Raw genomic sequence first — 16945 nt, forward strand, 5'->3', positions numbered from 1 at the left:
GCTGCCTGCGGCGGCGGCCATGGAACGGGCCGCCCGGGAGCTGTTACCGGATTGAATGTCGTTTCTGACGGCTTCCCTCAGGTCGCCGAGCTGCGTGCCTTTCGGCGCGTTGCCGCGGTTGTTCCAGAGGAGGTTGGCTCCGGCTTGCGAGTTGGCCGTGTTGGCCGCATCCAGGAAGGCGTTATCCGTCTTGACCATGCCCGTGACGACGATTTTGCCGCCTTCTGCCCGGATGCCGAATTCCTGATAATAGAAGTCGAAGTAACCCGAGGGGTCGATGGTGGCTCCGTCCGCGGTGACCGTTCCGGCTCCCGTCGCGTCCACGAGCGTGAAGTTGAGGTTGGCCGTCGGGTCCGCCGGGTCGTCATAGTCTCCCAGGCTTCCCAGGGAAACGGTGGTGCCATTCAGGTTGACGTCTCCTGCCTGCACCGTGATGACGGGGCTGGAGAAGAGGTCGTCCCGGTTGGTATTGATAACCAGTTCCAGATGGGAGTTTTGCAGGTTGAGTCCGTTGGCAACGGTGAGCGTCGTGTTGACTGCTCCGGTTCCTTCCCCTACCGGGCTGAGGCGCACATGGGCGCCGCTTCCCGCCGTGAGGCTCTTGTAGGTGACCGAGCCGTTGCCGCCTTCCGCTCCCATCAATTCCAGCGTCCCTTTGGTGACGTTGAGGACCTGGCCGATCGCACCGTTCCCCTTCAGGGTCTGCGTGCCCGTGCCGTTCATGGTGATGCTGCCTTCTCCGCTGAGCGCGCCTTCATACAGGGCATTCCCGGCGGCGGTGATTTCCAGCGCGGAGCCGTTGTTCAGCGCGCCGCTTCCCGTCAGGCCGGAGATGGTGTTGGCCGCGTTGGCGAGTTCCAGCGTTCCGTTGCCGTCCAGGTCCACCTGCACGCCGTCGAGTTTGGAGGTACCGTTGAGCGACAGGGAGGCATTGTCCGCCACCTGAAGCACCCCGGCTCCGGAGACCGTGCTGTTGGAGAGTTCGGAACCTGCTCCCGTGAGTGTGAGCGTTCCGTTCTTCCCGACGGTGAGGTTGCCTCCGTTGCCTTCATCCGTGAGCGTTCCCGCTTGTGTCTTTCCGGTGATGTCCAGGGAAGAGAGGTCACCGGCGTTGGTGGAGTTGAGCTTGATGGAGCCTACGTCCGCCGTTCCGGAGAGCGTAAGGCCGCCGTCCTGCATTTCCAGCGTCCCGCTGGTGTTCAGGGCTCCGGCAAGTTCCAGGGAGCCTTCTCCCGCCTTGGTGATGTTGGCCGTGCCGCCATTGATGGTTCCGGAGTACTTCGTATCGGGGCCGGACGTATTGGGATCGGTTCCCAGCAGTTCGTTGTTCAGGATGACGGAGGCCGTCTTGTCGTTCGTGCTGGTGATGTTGATGACGCCGGAGGCCGCTCCGGAGAGGTTGTTGATGGTGAGGCCGTCAGCCGTATCGTCCACGCCCGGGAGGTTGAGGGCCAGGTTGCCGTCCACAATGACCGCGCGGTACGGGTCCAGTTCCGAGTTGCTGGAGACGGTTTTGTCTTCGCTGCCCACGGCGTAGATTTGCGTGGCGTCGCCCGTGATGCCGATGGAGCCTCCGTTGATGCCCGTGACGGCAAAGCCGAGGGTTTCCAGCAGCGGGTTGAAGGTGGCCGTGCCGTAGCCCAGAGCTCCGTTGGTGAGGTTGAGCCACGCGGTGCGGTCCCCCGCTCCCCAGCCCTGCATGGCGTTGATGAGGTCGGCGGAGAGGGTGAGGGTGAGCGTTTCAATTTCCAGCTGCGTTCCGTCCGCGTCAAACTGAATCATGGAAGTGCTTCCGGCCAGGTCCTGGGTCTTGGAGACATTGCCTACGCCTACGACAAGGCCGGCGCTATCCAGGCTGGCCGCGCCGCTGATGCCGCTGATGACCGTTCCGGCTTCCGTGACGCTGATGGTTTTAAGCGAGGAGCCGGAGAGGCCGCCCAGAGAAATGGAGGTGACACCGGAAGCCGCGTTGACGGTGACGTTTTTGGCTCCCTTGTGGTTGTTTCCTCCCGTGAGGGCGCCTCCGGTGATGTTAAGCGCTCCCTTGTAGCCGTCCGCCGTGAGGGCAAGCGTGCCGGAGTTGAGCGTGACAGTGCCCGTATAACCCGCGCTGGCGTTGCCGAGCGTGAGTGTGCCCGTACCGGTCTTCAGAAGACTGCCGGAACCGGTAATAGCTCCGTTGAGGGTGATGTCCCCGCCCGTGGTATCCACGGTGGCGGTCTTGCCGGAAGCGGCGTTAAGCGCTACTCCGGCAGAGGTTGACCAGGCTGCGGAGGAGTTGAGCGTCCCTTCACCCAGCGTAAGGGTTCCGGAAGCGCCGGTGATGTCCCCGCCCAGCGTGAGCGTTCCGTTGCCGGTCAGCGTAATGCCGGAGTTGGAGTCGTTTTCCAGGCTGATGCCGCCCAGCACGGCCGTTCCGCCGTTGATGTTAAGGTTGCCGGCGAGCGCTCCCTGGCCGTTGGCCCCGCCCAGCTTGACGCTGGCGCTGGTAAGCGTGACGCCCGTATTGACGTTGACCGCGGAGGCCTGCGTGTTGCTTCCCATTGTGCCGCCGCCGATCTGCAGCGTAGCGATATCAAGGTCTTTCTTCAAGTCCAGCGTAACGCCGTAGGTGACGTCAATCAGGTCGGCATTCAGCGTGCCGTTGACCGTGATGGTTCGGTTGGCCGTGGCCGCTCCGTAGCCGGAGAGAACGATGCTGCCTCCGGCGTTGGAGAGCGTGCCGTTGAGCGCGTCATTGCCGTTGGCCGCCTTGATGAGCAGGGAGCCTCCGTCCGTTTTGGCGAGCGTGCCGCTGATGTTTTTGAGTACGCCGGAGAGGGCGATTTCATTGCCTCCAGAGAGGTTGAGAGTAGCGCCGCTGGCTACCGTTACGGTTCCGGAGAGGATGGTGGTGTTGGCGATGTTTTCCAGTGCCACGGCACCATTCCCGGAGATGTTCCAGTTGAGGGGAAGGTAGCTGCTCTGCCCGGCGGTATCTACCGTCAGGGTGGTGCCGGTTCCGGAGGCGGCCAGCTTGACGGCGTCTCCGGCGTTTTTCTGCACCATGGTTTGCGTGAGCGTCACGTTTCCGGAGGCTTGCAGGGTGCCGCCGCCAAAGATGATGGAACCCGTTCCCAGCGCTCCGTCCGCGTTGATGTCCACAATGCCCCCTTCCAGGGACGTGGAGCCCCCGTAGGTGTTTGTATTGCGGATTTGAAGGGTGCCGTCCCCCCTCTTGGTCAGGATGGTGGTGGCGCCCGTGATGTGCCCGTCTCCCTGGAAGATGTAGGTGTTGTCCGCGCCGCTGTTGCTGACGACGATGGAGGACGGGGCTACGTCTCCCGTGATGGTGACGGTTTTGTTGGCCGCCGTGTTGTCAAAGAGCAGGGGCTGCCCGTCCGTGGTCGCCGGCGCGGAGCCGCTTCCGCCGTAGGTCCAGTTGCTCACGTCGGCCGCGCTCCAGGTTCCGGCGTCCGCCGTTCCGTTCCAGGTGAGCATGTCCGCGGAGGATTCGATCTTGAGCTGCAGCGTTTTGCCGTCCGCGGAGAGGCCCAGCGTGTAGGTCAGTTCCGGATGGGCGTCATTGATGAGGTCCCCGATGTTGAAGGAGCCCAGCGTGAGGGTTCCGCTTCCCACCGTGAGCAGGGAGTAGTCTCCCGCGTCGGTGAGCGTGTCGTAGTTGTTCAGGGTGACGTTGTGCGTTCCGGTGAGCGTCAGTCCTCCGGTGAGCGTTACCAGGGCGTTTCCTCCCGCCGTCAGTCCCGTCATGTCAAAGGTGAAGGCGGAGCCTGCGGCCATCGCCATGTCTCCGGTGACGTTGAGGCGCGAGTAGCTTCCAAGCGTGAGGCTGCCGATGGAACCGCCGTTGCTGGTGATGGCCCCCGTGGAGAGCGCGTCCGCCGTGCCGGCTTTTACATTGACTGCGTTATTGACCGCGTAGTTGCCGATGTCCAGCGTGGCTCCGGAGGAGATGGAAACCGTGCTGGTGCCAAATGCCGTGGCGCTTCCCGCCGTGAGTGTTCCGGCTTCCACGTTCGTCGCTCCCGTGTAGGTGTTGGCCCCGCTAAGCGTGACGTTGCCCGCTCCCTTTTGCGTGATGGTTCCGTTGCCGCTGATGGCGTTGGCTACCGTCCGGTCCCCGGTCACCGCATACGTGAGGTAGGCGTCCCCATTGCCGCCGAGCGTGACTGCTCCCGTTCCAAGCGTTCCGGCTCCCGTCAGCAGGACCGTTCCTTCCTTGATCTGCGTCTGGCCCGTATACGTGTTAGCCTTCGTCAGTTCCAGTATGCCGTTCCCTTGCTTGGTCAGGTTGGTGCCGTTCTGTTCCGTGGCAACGACCAGGTCCAGTTTCAAATCAGACGTATTAACATCATCCAGCGTGAAATTGCCCCGGGCAATGTCAAAGATGGCAGTGCCGCCGCGCAGAGTCATGGCATTAATAGTGCCGCCGGTGGGGCCTCCCTCCGCTACGGAGAAAGAACTCATTCCGGTTGCCGACTGCTGCGTGATGATATAATTGGTGCCGCTGAACAGATCAAAGCCGTTTTCAGCGCCGGTAAGGTTTAAAACCACCCGGCTGTTGTTGAACACCATCCTGGTGTTGGCCATCGTCGTATTGCCGCCGGTAATATTCCAGGTGCCGTTGTTCACGGTCAGCGTGCTGAAGTTCCCGTTATTGTTGTAGCCGAACGGGTCGCCCGCCGTGGTATTCAGCGTGCCGCCGTTCACCATCAGGCTCCCGTAAAGGATGGATTCTCCTCCGCCCCCGTTCTTGCCAAGGTTCAGGACTGCGCCCTCGCCCACCGTGGTCAGCGCGGTTTTCGTCTGGGCCGCGGAAACCGTCAGGGCCGTTCCGGCTCCCGCCACCTCCAGATTAATGCCGGAGCCGTTGGCCAGATTGGTCCCCAGCGTGTTGGCCCCGCCGGAGACAAAGGCGATCGTGCCTCCGTTAATCGTGGGCATGGTGGCTCCCAGGATATCCGCAATTCCGCCCGTTACGCCGATTTCCAGGCGCCCCGTCCTGTCCACGGTCACCGTTCCGGTCCCCAGGGCCATGTTCGCCTTCACGGCAACGGTTCCTTCCTTGATGTTCACCGCGCCGGAATAATCGTTATTGGAGCTGTTGAAGGTCACCTTGCCTTCCCCCAGCTTGGTCATGGCGCCGTTTCCGGAAAGCTTGCCTCCGTTGTTGGTCAGCTCCAGATCCTGCCCCACTCCGTTGTTGAAATAGATGGCCTTGGCATTCATGTCCCCCGTCAGGGAAGCCACTCCCGTGTGCGTTCCGTCAAACAGGTAGGTCGTTGTGTTGTCCACGGCGCCGATCGGATTGCCGTCCCAGACCACCACGCCGTCCGCCATGCTGACGGAGACGGTCACCGTCTTGTCCCCGGTGTTCACGTTAAAGGTCCCCTGGTACAGGCTGGCCAGCGTGCCGGTCAGGGTCATCGTCCCCGCATCCGCAAAGTTTCCGGCCGTCAGGTTGTCCCAGGAAACCAGGGTATAAGTTCCCGCGGTGATATTCCCGTTGATGTCCAGGCTTACGCCCGCATCCGCGCCCAGGGCCAGGCTGCTCACCGTGAGCGCTGCTCCGTCAGCGCTCAGGGCGTTCCCTTCAACCGCCAGTGAGGCGGCGTTCAACGTTCCGGTCACGTTCTGCTTCCGCAGCGCCGTCACCTTGGCGGTGGAGGCGTTCAGCGTTCCGGTCAGCGCCGTATCCGCATTCAGGTAAAGGTTTGCTCCGGCAAGGTTCAGCGTTCCGGAAAATCCGGATACATCCCCGCCCAGCGTCAGCGCTCCGGCATTGTTGCGGGTAGTGACTGCCAGCGTTCCCGTTCCACCCAGGCCGCCGAGCATCTGGAGGCTGTCCCCGCTCAAGATGGTCGCCGTTCCAGTCCCGGACGTTTCCACGGACACCTTGCCGTTGAGGTTCACGTTTACGGTGGCTCCGTTAAAGATGCTCAGCTTCGTAGCCGCATTCGTCCCTTTCAGGGTGATATCCCCGGCCAGGGAGACGCCGCCCGTCACCGTATTGGAATTCAGGTTGCTGAACGTCACGGTAACGTCTTTTCCATTGCCGCCCAGTGTTACGTTGCCCTGCCCCCACGGGGTCAGGGTCTGACCGGAAACGACGGAAGCGTCCCCGATATTGTACGTCAGCTTGATCAGGTTGCCGGTTCCGGCTATTTCCGTGTCGCCGTCATAGGAATTCTTCACCCAGCCCGTTTTAAAACTCCAGCCGTTTGCCCCGGCATCGGAAACGATCTTGAGACCGCCCGTTCCGGTGAGCGTGGATGAAACAGCAGTGTTGTCTCCATAAATAGCGCCCCCGATGGAGACATATCCGCCCGCGGCATCCAGAACGATTTTCATGTCGAAATTCGCGCCGTTTCCATTGCCGTTCCTTACATGCAGCGTGGAGCCGTTCCCCATGGTAAGGGTTCCGGTGCCCGTCACCTTGTTCGAAGCACCGACTACATCCATTACGGTATTTTCCCCCAGCGTAATGTTCAGGTTGGAGCTCCACGTTCCGGCATTGTCCGCAAGCTGCACGGTCCCCTGTTCCACCACCAGCGTTCCTCCTCCTGAAGCATTGAAGGAATTGAGGCTTAACGTCAAGGTTCCGGTCCCCGTCTTGGTGACGGTGCCGTTGATTCCTCCGTTCAAGGTGGAATTCCCCGCTCCAATGACCAGGGAACCGGATCCGCTGTTGGTCAATTTACCCCCGTAAGTGCCGGCCGCCAGCAGCAGGCTGCCGTTCCCCGTGCGGGTGATGGTACCCGCCCATCCGGGCAGGGAGGCCCATGTTACGGCATTCCCGTTCGTGTCCACCAGAATGGAGTTGGAAGCCAGAGCATCCGTCTTGATCTGGCCGGAAATGTCCGCCGTCATGCCCGCGCCGTACTTGAGCGCGCCTCCATTAAAGATGATGTTACCGGTGCCCAGGGCTCCGGCATGCTGCATTTCCACCGTGCCGCCGCCCAGCAGAACTTCTCCGGAAAAACCGGCGTTGTCCGTGGCGATGGACAAGGTTCCGGCGCCGGTCTTCTGGAGCTTGGAGCTTCCCGCAAGGGAGCCGGTCCCCGTCCACGTGTAGTTGGTCGTCTCCGCATTGACGACGATCAGGCCCGGATCAACCTGTCCGGAGATGTTTACGGTCTGCGGCGCATTGCCGGCCACGTCCCCAAAAACGACTCCGTTGCCGTTGGCAAAGGGCAACCCCGCATTCCAGGGGGAATTCCCCGTTCCTCCCACTGTCCACGTATTGTCTCCGCCGCCTGTCCAGGTCAGGGACGTAACCTGCTCCACGACAAATTTCAGGACATTGTCCGTCGTGCTCCAGTTGCCGATGTATTCGGTCCCCAGCAGAATGGTATTGGCCAAATCCCCGGTGATGCCGCCCGTGGCATTGATCAGATTGTACGTGCCTGCGCTCCAGCTTACGCCGTCACTGTTCGCCAGCAGCAGGCTTCCGTTGACCGTCAGCGCGCCGTTCAGGGCCAGCAGGGGATTGCCGTTCACCGTCATGTGGGTGGCGTCAATCTGCACGGCTGCGCCCAGGTTCAGGTTGCCGGTCATTGTATTCTGCCCCGCCAGGGACAAGACGCCGGAGGCCATGGTGAGCCCGGCATTATTGTCTACGGCGGAGACGTCCAGGCTCACGCCGGAGGCAAGGGAAAGCCCCTGGTAGCCCGCGGAAATGCCGCCGATGGACGCATTCCCCGTCACGGACAGGTTCTTGTTGGTCCCCATTCCGGAGGCATTGCTGACAATGAGGGTGCCCCCCTTCAACTCCACGCCGCCCGTGAAGGAGGAGGTGTTGGCCAGGGTCAGCATTCCGGAACCGTCCTTGACCAGGCGCCCGGTTCCGCGGAATGCATTGTCATTGCCCGTGGTCATGTTCCCTGCCCCGGTAATGGTCAGGGCGCCGTTCAGCTGGATATAATGAGAAGCGTCCGCGGTAATCGTCATGGTGCTGGCGGCATTCACCACCTCCACGGTGCCGCCGCCTGCCGCTACCGTCAGGCCGTTCCCGAAGGTTCCGTCAGTTGCCTTGGTAATCTCCAGGCGCCCGTTGTTCAAGGTCCAGTAATCCGTGTTGACGGCCATGGAGCCCAGCCCCGCGCCGTCATACGTATATTCCCCCACGCGCAGCACGCCGCCGTTGGTGACGGTCACCCTGTAGCGCGTATAATTGTCCCCTGCCGGGCTGAGACTGGCTCCCGGAGAGCTCAAATCCAGCGTGGCGTTGTCGATCGTCAGGGTTTTGGATACGGTGCCGCTCCCCACTTTCACGGTAGCCGCCGTTTCAATCTTGAACACGCCGCCGCCGGTAAGGGTCAGGCTGTTGTTTCCGATGTTGAATGCCCCTTCCGCCTGGGTGACGGTCTTTCCGGCCTCAATGGTCAGTGTCAGGTTATCCGCCCCAATCGTCGTGGTCTCATTCCAGGTAACGTCCGTATCAAAAGTCTGGTTGGCCGTAATGGTGAGGGGCTCCGCATGAACGGATGCCGACAGAACGGCGCAACAGGCAAGAAGAGCGGACAACAACTTGAGGGGTAAATGCAGCTTCATAAAGAAAACAATTAATTATAAATATATTGAGAAAGACGTGGTCTTTTAGCAGAAATGAGACATGCTATTAGATGAATGAAATATCGGATTTGAAATCCGGTGTCAATCTGGAAGTGGGGTTTTCAAAGCTTTACCTTGTTTTCCTTTCTTCCAATTATTTTGGTTTGTCCCTCCAATCAATCCATGCAATTCGGTAATAAATCCCATTTAACGCATCGGAAAGTATATTCCCGTGAATGCCTTATCGTCCTTTCCGGCTGCCGGCCGCACAGCATTCCCGCCCCGTCCGGATTTCAAATCCGCCTTGGTTCATGGATGTTTTTTTCCGGCATCAGGTTCCTTTTCCTTTCCATCATTCCGGCTTTTCCAGAAGTGGCTGGGGGCGCCAACTGACTGGTCCGGGCGGGTTCTGCGGCAGGAGCCGCTTCCGGGGTTCCCAGGGAGCCCTCCGGCACGTTCCATGAAAAACAATATCCTTCCCATAAAAAACATGCTCCCGCTGCGGCTGTATTTTTCCGCTATTCATGGATGCCGGGAACCGGAATGAGGGCGCCTTTCCTACTTGCCCTCCGCACCTCGAATTGCTATCATGAATGGAGCGAGTTTCCCCACCTATTTTTCTCATGGCCATCTTCGGTTCCTCCAATCTATCCGACTCCGGCGACCTGCTGATTTTCAACAAGGCATCCCACAAAACCCTGCTTATGCTCGAAAAGGAACTGGGCAGGGAGCGCATCACCTACCTGGTGGAAGAAGGCCTGCCCCCGGACACATCCATCGCCGCCCATCTGGAATCCACCAGGGCGGACGGCATCCTGTTCCAGGCGGGCTCCAGCGATCCTATCGCCCTGCGTGCCGCCATCATGGAGCGCATTAACGCAGGAAGGCGCGTGGTGTTCCTTCCCGGCCCGGTGGCGCACATCAAGGGCTCCATCAGCCAGATTCCCCCGCGGGTCATCAAGGCCCTGGAAGCGCTCCACATTTCCCCCGTACCGGTTTACGTGGGCTTTTACACCAGCTCCGTGCTGGATGCGGAGGCGGATACGGACGTCCAGGCGGATATCCAGATCCATATTCTCCCCAAGCTGGCCCCCGGCGCTGAAATGGCGCCGCGCCTGACCTCCGCCTGGCTGGAATGTTCCGCCCAGGCTTACGCCACGCTGCCCCAGCTTCACGGCTCCCTGTCCGCCCTGCTGTTCCGCAGCCTCAAGCAGCATTCGGACTGCCGGGTCATTGACGGCATTGACGACACTACGCTGACCTACGGCCAATTGCTGGCCATTTCCGTGGCCTTTGCCAAGCGGCTGAAAAAGATCACCTCCAACCGCCGGGTGGGCATCATCCTGCCGCCCGGCAAGGGCGCGGCCATTGCCAACCTGGGCTGCCTGTTCGCCGGGAAAACGCCGGTGAATTTCAATTATTCAGCCTCGGAAGGTGCTTTTGCCAGTTCCGTAAAACAGTCCGGCGTGGACTGGTTCATCACGGCGGACACGTTCATGCGCAAGCTTCAGAATTTCCCATGGCCCCCCCAGCGGGACCTGATCTTCATGGAAAGGGAAATTCCCCTGCTCAAGAGTTCCGCCAAACGCTGGGGCCTGGCCATGAAGTTCCTGACCGCCGGGTTCATGATCAGGAAGCTGGGGCTGGACGCGCCCACGGGCGCGGACGAGGCCGTGCTGATGTTCACCTCCGGCTCCTCCGGAGAACCCAAGGGCGTGCCGCTGACCCACCACAACCTGCTTTCCAACATCTCCCAGTGCTCCTCCCGCATCACGCTCGCGCCGCAGAGCAGGTTCCTGGGGAGCCTGCCCGTGTTCCACTGCTTCGGCATCACCATCGGCCTGTGGTACCCCATGATCGGCGGGTATGACATGGTTACCTACCCCTCCCCGCTGGAAGCCAAGCGCCTGGGCGCGCTGATCAAGCAGTACGGCATCAGCCTGGTGGTCACCACGCCCACCTTCCTGCGCGGCTTCATGAAACGGTGCGAGCCGGATACCTTTAAAACCGTGCGCTACCTGATTGTGGGCGCGGAGAAGCTGCCGGACGATCTTTCCGCCGCTTTCCGGGAGAAATTCGGCACCATTCCGTGTGAAGGCTACGGCCTGACGGAGGCCTCCCCCGTCTGCTCCGTCAATTTCATTGACCCGGCTCCCTCCAACGCCGCCGGAGACTTCATTCCCGGCATGAAGAAAGGTTCCGTGGGAGCCCTGCTGCCGGGCATAGCCATACGCATCACCAGCCCTCATACGGGCCGCGTGGTGCCTGTCACCACGTCCGGCATGATCTGGCTGAAAGGGCCGAATATTTTCCCCGGCTACCTGGGAGGGCCTGAAGCGGACCGGGACATTTTCGTGGACGGATGGCTGAAAACCGGGGACATAGGTTCCGCGGACGAATTCGGCTTCCTGAAGATTGAAGGCCGCATTTCCCGCTTTTCCAAGATAGGCGGGGAGATGGTTCCCCATGAAGCGCTGGAGGCCGCCATCATGAACATCTGGAATCTGGACCCGGCGGACGAGGAACGGCGCATAGCCGTCGTCACCATTCCGGACCCCGTGAAGGGGGAGGCCGTGGCCCTGCTCACCACGCTGGTGACGGACTACGTGCACCAGGCGCGCACCCTGATCAGGCACGGCCTGATTGACCAGGGGCTTCCGGCCCTGTGGTGCCCCAAGGAGATTATTCCCGTGGAGCGCATTCCGGTGCTGCCGTCCGGCAAGCTGGACATCAAGCAATGCAGGATGCTGGCTTATGAAGCGCTGAACATCCCCTTTGAACCATAATTTATGGAATTCCCGGAGGAAACGCCCGCAGCCCCCAGGCCCATCACGGTTAAACAGCTTGTCTACCGCCTGAGGGATACGGTGAGCATTGCCGTGGGCACCCAATGGGTGGTGGGGGAACTCAGCAACGTGAAGCACCACACCAGCGGCCACGTTTACTTCACCCTGAAGGAACAGGGGGCGGAAATCTTCTGCGCCTTCTTCAAGGCGGCGGCCTCCAAATGCCCCGTACGGCTCCAGGAAGGGATGAAGGTCCATGTGCTGGGGAGCGCCACCGTGTATCCGGACAGGGGGCAGCTTCAACTGGTCATCAGGCAGGTGAAGGCAGCCGGACAGGGGGACTTGCAGGCCCGTTTCCTGGAATTGAAGGAAAAACTCCAGCGGGAAGGATTGTTTGACGCGGAGCGTAAAAAAGGCATCCCCGCCTTCCCGCGCGCCATCGGCATCATCACCTCCCCCACCGGAGCCGTCATCCAGGACATACGCCATGTGCTGGAACGCCGCGCCCCCTGGGTGAAGGCCTATCTGCTGCCCGTGCGCGTGCAGGGGGCCGGAGCGGAGCATGAGATAGCCGCGGCGGTCCGCGCCTGGTCCCGCGCGGCCCTCAACGGCCTGCCCCCCGTGGACGTGCTTATTGTGGGCCGCGGCGGCGGCTCCATTGAGGACTTGTGGAATTTCAATGAGGAAACGGTAGCGCGCGCGATTTACGAATGCACCGTTCCCGTGATTTCCGCCGTGGGGCATGATACGGATTTCACCATTGCGGATTTTGTGGCGGACCTGCGCGCGCCCACCCCCACCGCCGCGGCGGAACTGGCTACGCCGGACGGCCCCGAATGGCTCCGGAAACTGTCCAGGATGGAGCAGGCCCTGCACGCCTCCGCCCGGCATTCCCTGTTGCGCTCCAAGCTGAAACTGGATGTTTACCTGCGCGGAAAACTGCTGGATGCGGATTCCCTGCTTTCCCCCTATGCCCAGCGCCTGGACGACATGGAGGAGACCCTGCTGAATGCCTCCGCCACGCGCATTTTCCAGAACACACTCCATATCAATCAACTGGAACACCAGTTGCAAATGCGCCACCCGGCGCACCGCAACCGGGAACGCATGCAGCTCCTAGATTCCCTCCGGGCAGGATTGGCCCATGCCGCCGCCGCGCGCATGGCTGAGTTTGCTTCACAACTGGCTCTTCTTCAAGCCCGGGTGAATGCCCACAGCCCGGAGCAAACGCTGCGCCGGGGGTACGCCCTGGTGGAAAACGGGCAAAAACAGCTGATTCGCCAAACGAGCCAGGTCCAGCCCGGGGAAAAATTAAAAGTCCGTGTCTCCGACGGTTGTTTTTTTGTCAAGGATGACACATCACAATAAACTGTCCACAAACGCCTAGAATCGCATTCTTTGCACTCAATCTAACAAATTGTGTTTTTTCTGGATTTTACAGGAAGTGAGACCTATCCTAATAGAAGCCTGTCACTGCTCCTATTACCCGGTCCCATAACTTCTGTACATATGCCTTGTAAAAACATCACCCGTTACACTTACGAAACAACAGCCTTCCAGGGCTATCGGTTGGCTATCTGTAAGAACAAGCGTTTGTTCACTCGTTATTTCTCCGATTCTCAATACGGGGGCGCTGACGCGGCGCTTCAGGAAGCGATGAGAGTGAGAGATAACATTTTCAACCTTTTTGAGCAGGGCAACCTTACGGTTAGCCAAATTTTCGCAAAATATACAGTGCGCTCACGCCGGCAGTCCGCTGCGGACCGCCGTGAAAAAATGATCCACGGAAAGAGGACTCTTCAAAAAGCCAAAGTCCGCGGCTAGGGAAACTCATTGAAGCTGTTTCCCGGCTTCAATGCCTTTGCTGAATTATACCGGAAAAATTACATTCGGTAAAATGCGGCTCATGCTTCTATTCCGGCAATAATACCGCCCCTGCTCCCGGTGAGCGGCCCCTATGGGCATCCGCCGCAAGGAAAAGACGGAAGCATCACCCTAGGGGACGTTCTCCCCTTCCTCTGCGGTGGAGAATGCGGGAATGCCTGTTGCCGGAACGTCTTACAGGTAGGGGGCAGCTTCCGCGCCATATGCGGGAATTTCCATCTTTGCCTCTGGACATTCCTTTCCGGTGAGGGTAACGGAAGTTCTGTTATCTGCGGCGCCGGCGGGAGGCGGGCTTTTCCGGTTCTTCAGCCGGAGCTTCCCCTATTTTGGCCAGTACCCTGCGCGCTTCCGTGGTCCTGTTCTGCTTAAGGCACACATTCGCCCAGTTCCGGTGGATTTTCTTGTAAAGCTCCTGTGACTGGATGGAGGCCAGATTGCTCTGGAGCCTGGCCTGGTCTTCCGCGCTCAACGCGTCCCACTCTTCCACCAGCTTTCCATACTGCGCTTCCGAGAGGGCCCACTGTTCCCTGCCGGCGCTTATCTCCGCCTGAAGGTTCAGGATGACGGGCTGGAGGGCCTGGACAAACGTCGTGTTTTCACGAGCCACCTTCATGGCCTGGTCCAGATATTTCATGGCCTGGTCATAATCCCGCGCCTTCAGGAAAGCCGCGGCAACGTTCACATCCTCATAAGCGCGTTTCACCAGGGCCTCCGCCTGTCCGTATTTTTCAAGCTGGGTACGCAGGGCGGCAATGTCCTGGCTCAGGCTGGAGCCGCTGAGAATGCGCGGCGCATCCACGCCCAGCGTCATGGCGGTTCCTTCCGCACGGGAAAGCAGGAGGCTGGCCTCCTTTAAATCCCCCATCTGCATTCTGACCCTCGCCAGGGCCAGCATGGTCTCCGGCGTGCAGTCCATCTCCGTCTCCGCGGCGCGGAAGCAAATCAAGGCGGCTTCCAGCTGGTCAGCCATGGCCTTCAGCTCCGCCTGGGAATACTTCCGGCGCGCATTGAGCGGCATATTCAGCTCATTCAGGATGATGCGTCCCATGTCCGGGCTGGCGGTAAGCCGGAATTTGGTGAGCAGTTCCCGGGCGATGACGCTCCCCGTGGTGCCGGGCTGGCCCGTGGCCTTGTCCGGCAGGGTATCCTGGAGCAGGAGTATTTTCACCATGCTCTTCACATCCTCCGGCTTCTTCAGCCTGCTCCTCATCACGGGAGAAACGGCCTGCTGGCACAAGGAGGAAAAACGCTCAAATTTGGCTTGGTCATACGCGTAATGGGCCAGCGGTTCCAGGCATGCCAGACGGATGGAAACCTGGTCCTCCGGCGTATTCTTCAGAATCACCTCATAAAGCTTTTCCGCCGTGGCGTCATGCTTGCGGGCGGCAAACTCCCGCGCCCAGTTCAGGCTCACGCCCAGAAGGCGCCCCCTGTCCTCCGCCGTCATGGAGGCGGAATCGGCCAGCTTCTTTTCCAGCAGGGATGCCAGCATGGGTTCGGACTCCTTCAGCATGCCGCGCCTGTCCATTTCCACCGCCAGGAGCCACGTAAAGGAATCCCGCGCTTCCGGGGAGTTCATCCATTCCACCTGCTTGTCCACGGAGGCGGCCAGCTGCGCCAGCTCCGCATCAGAGCCGTTCCAGGAGGCCAGCATGCCCTGCAAGTGCCCCATGGCCTGGGTCTGGCTGTGCACCTCATGAATGGTCGGTTTGAACCATCCTTCAATCGTGGGCCAGTACTGGATGTATCCGAACCAGAGGCCCCCCAGCACCACCAGAAAGAGAACGGGCTTCCAGTAAGACTTTTTTTTACGTGAGGGACGGTAGGGTTTGTTGGAAAAATGGCGCTCGGAACTCATGCAGGCATTGAGCCAAAAAGACGGCACAAATCAAGCAAAATAAACATCTCCCAACGTCTTACGGGAATCAGTGAAAGCTAACGCCGGGAAGACCTGGAGCTTCCGGATGGCCTCCGTCCCGGAGACTCCATGCGCACGCGGGGGAAGCCGGATTCCTTCCAGCAGGCATCCCCTTTCTCTTTCATGCCCAACTCATCATAGCAACGGCCCAGCTGCTTGTAATTTTCCGACCGCTGTTCCCCTTCCAGCATGGGGAGCACCGCTTCAAAGGCTTCCACGGCTTCTTTCCACTGCTCCCCGTCGCACAGGGCGTACGCCTTGCATAAGTAGGACTGGACCAGCAGGCTCTGGCGCTCCGGCCCTTCTCCGCATTTCAGCAGGGAATCCACCGCTCCGGCGTAAGCGTGCAGGGCGCTTTCCCGGTCCCCGGACATATCGCTGGCAAGGCCCAGCGAATAATAAACGCGGCCCAGGGACAGAGTGTCAGAGGCAAAATGGGATTCCCGAAGCTCAAGGGCCTTTTTCAGGTTTTCCCTGGCCTTGTCTCCCTCACCGGCATCCAGCCACGCCTTGCCCAGCCCTTCCCGGGACTGGGCGGAAATGACGGGGGAAGAGGCGCTGTTATTGATAGCTTTCTGAAAATCAGAGCGAGCCTCCGGAGCGGCCTTGCGCATGATGTTGACCCACCCCCTCTGGTCGTACAGCCCGGCCCAGAATGCATGGTCCGCCGGCAGCACGCCGCGGGCGGCGCCTTCCGCCTGGTAAAGATAAGCCAGCGCTTCCTCATAATTCCCCTGTTCCGTGGAAATGCGCGCCAGGCCGCGCAGGGCGTTGAGGCAGTCATTCAACAGGTAGGGGGCGTTTTCCGAACCGGAAAGGCCCTTTAAAAACAATTCCCGCGCCTCTTCCTTCCTGCCGGCTTCCAGCATGGCCTCCCCCATGCTGATGCTCGCCAGGGCCAGGTCACCGGTCGTCTTGTCCGGCTGGGGACACAGGGCCAGGGCCTTCTTGAAATACGCGCGGGATTCCGGAATGCGCCCCGTGGTGCGGGCCAGCCTGCCCTGGGCGGCCATCAGCCTGGACCTGACCGGAAGGGCGTCCGGCCCCAGATGGGCGGCGGCATCCACGGCGCGCTGAAGCAGGGTATTCGCCTCATCATTCCTGTTCAGCATCTGGTCAATGGAGCTCATGGTCTGGAGGGCCTTCACCAGTTCCGCGGCCATTCCCTCCTTTTCATACCCTTCCACAGCCGTTTTCAAATAATCATAAGCCGGAGAATACCGGTGCACTGACAGAAGGGCCTGCGCCACGGCATCCGCACGGGGCGCCCATGTGCCGTAACGCCCCGCGGCGTAGCCAGCGTCAATCAGTTCCCTGGCCGTGGGCAGCGCGCGGTCCACGCCGTCCCGGCTGATCAGTTCACGGGTAAGGCCCCAGGCCGTCTCCGTGCGCAGTTCCGGATCCCTGATCCATGCCAGGCGTTCATCCCGGTTGTCCAGAATGCCGGCCAGGCTTTCACGGGAAGCAAACACGTCCGCCATGAAACGGGATAAATTCTGCATGGCCTTTTCATCACTCTTCTGCACCACTACCGCAGGGGTAGCCAGCATCCCTTCATCATGGCCTATGCGGTACGCCATGTGGTACGTCAGGAACTCCAGCAGCATCACGAGCACGCACAAGCACAGGGCAATCAGCCACTTGGTGCGCGGGGACAGGGGTTTCAAAGGAGAAGAGACCTGCATAACAAGTGCATAACGTTACCGGGAGCGCTCTGAATTTCAAGCTTTTTGCATGGAAGGAGCTCCTGCGCCCTTCATGAAGGCAGCAGGAAAACCTCCGTCAGCCGTTCCCTGTCAGCCAT

At 60.5% G+C, this 16945-nt stretch carries 6 protein-coding genes; 3 read left to right on the plus strand and 3 right to left on the minus strand.

The features are described from left to right. The coding region (locus HHJ06_RS07210) for an autotransporter-associated beta strand repeat-containing protein (RefSeq protein ID WP_215428677.1) at positions 1-8553 on the minus strand (8553 nt) is incomplete at its 3' end. A 623-nt stretch (positions 8554-9176) separates the two neighbouring features. On the opposite strand from HHJ06_RS07210, the gene HHJ06_RS07215 reads away from it, so the two are divergent. The 3 genes from HHJ06_RS07215 (at position 9177) to HHJ06_RS07225 (ending at position 13163) form a co-directional block, all read left to right on the plus strand. After that, the gene (locus tag HHJ06_RS07215) at positions 9177-11339 is read left to right on the plus strand and encodes an AMP-binding protein (RefSeq protein ID WP_215428678.1); all 2163 of its coding nucleotides are present in this window, start codon (positions 9177-9179) and stop codon (positions 11337-11339) included. 3 nt (positions 11340-11342) lie between these two features. Continuing rightward, a complete protein-coding gene (gene xseA, locus HHJ06_RS07220; RefSeq protein ID WP_215428679.1) occupies positions 11343-12707 on the plus strand; it encodes an exodeoxyribonuclease VII large subunit in 1365 nt (454 codons plus the stop codon). Positions 12708-12848: 141 nt separating this feature from the next. Then, positions 12849-13163, plus strand: a complete 315-nt coding sequence (locus HHJ06_RS07225) for a hypothetical protein (protein ID WP_102713961.1) — start codon at positions 12849-12851, stop codon at positions 13161-13163. A gap of 325 nt (positions 13164-13488) precedes the next feature. On the opposite strand, the gene HHJ06_RS07230 is transcribed toward HHJ06_RS07225, so the two are convergent. Beyond that, the gene (locus HHJ06_RS07230; protein ID WP_215428680.1) at positions 13489-15081 is read right to left on the minus strand and encodes a hypothetical protein; all 1593 of its coding nucleotides are present in this window, start codon (positions 15079-15081) and stop codon (positions 13489-13491) included. A gap of 77 nt (positions 15082-15158) precedes the next feature. Further along, the gene (locus HHJ06_RS07235; RefSeq protein ID WP_215428681.1) at positions 15159-16808 is read right to left on the minus strand and encodes a tetratricopeptide repeat protein; all 1650 of its coding nucleotides are present in this window, start codon (positions 16806-16808) and stop codon (positions 15159-15161) included. Positions 16809-16945 lie beyond the last annotated feature (137 nt).

Origin of the sequence: Akkermansia muciniphila, from assembly GCF_018709685.1 — a bacterium.
Classification (GTDB): domain Bacteria; phylum Verrucomicrobiota; class Verrucomicrobiia; order Verrucomicrobiales; family Akkermansiaceae; genus Akkermansia; species Akkermansia muciniphila_E.

Bases quoted from the DNA above. Each gene is read 5' to 3' on its own strand.
- HHJ06_RS07215 (WP_215428678.1), top strand. From the start codon at position 9,177: ATGGCCATCTTCGGTTCCTCCAATCTATCCGACTCCGGCGACCTGCTG.
- xseA (WP_215428679.1), top strand. From the start codon at position 11,343: ATGGAATTCCCGGAGGAAACGCCCGCAGCCCCCAGGCCCATCACGGTT.
- HHJ06_RS07225 (WP_102713961.1), top strand. From the start codon at position 12,849: ATGCCTTGTAAAAACATCACCCGTTACACTTACGAAACAACAGCCTTC.
- HHJ06_RS07230 (WP_215428680.1), bottom strand. From the start codon at position 15,081: ATGAGTTCCGAGCGCCATTTTTCCAACAAACCCTACCGTCCCTCACGT.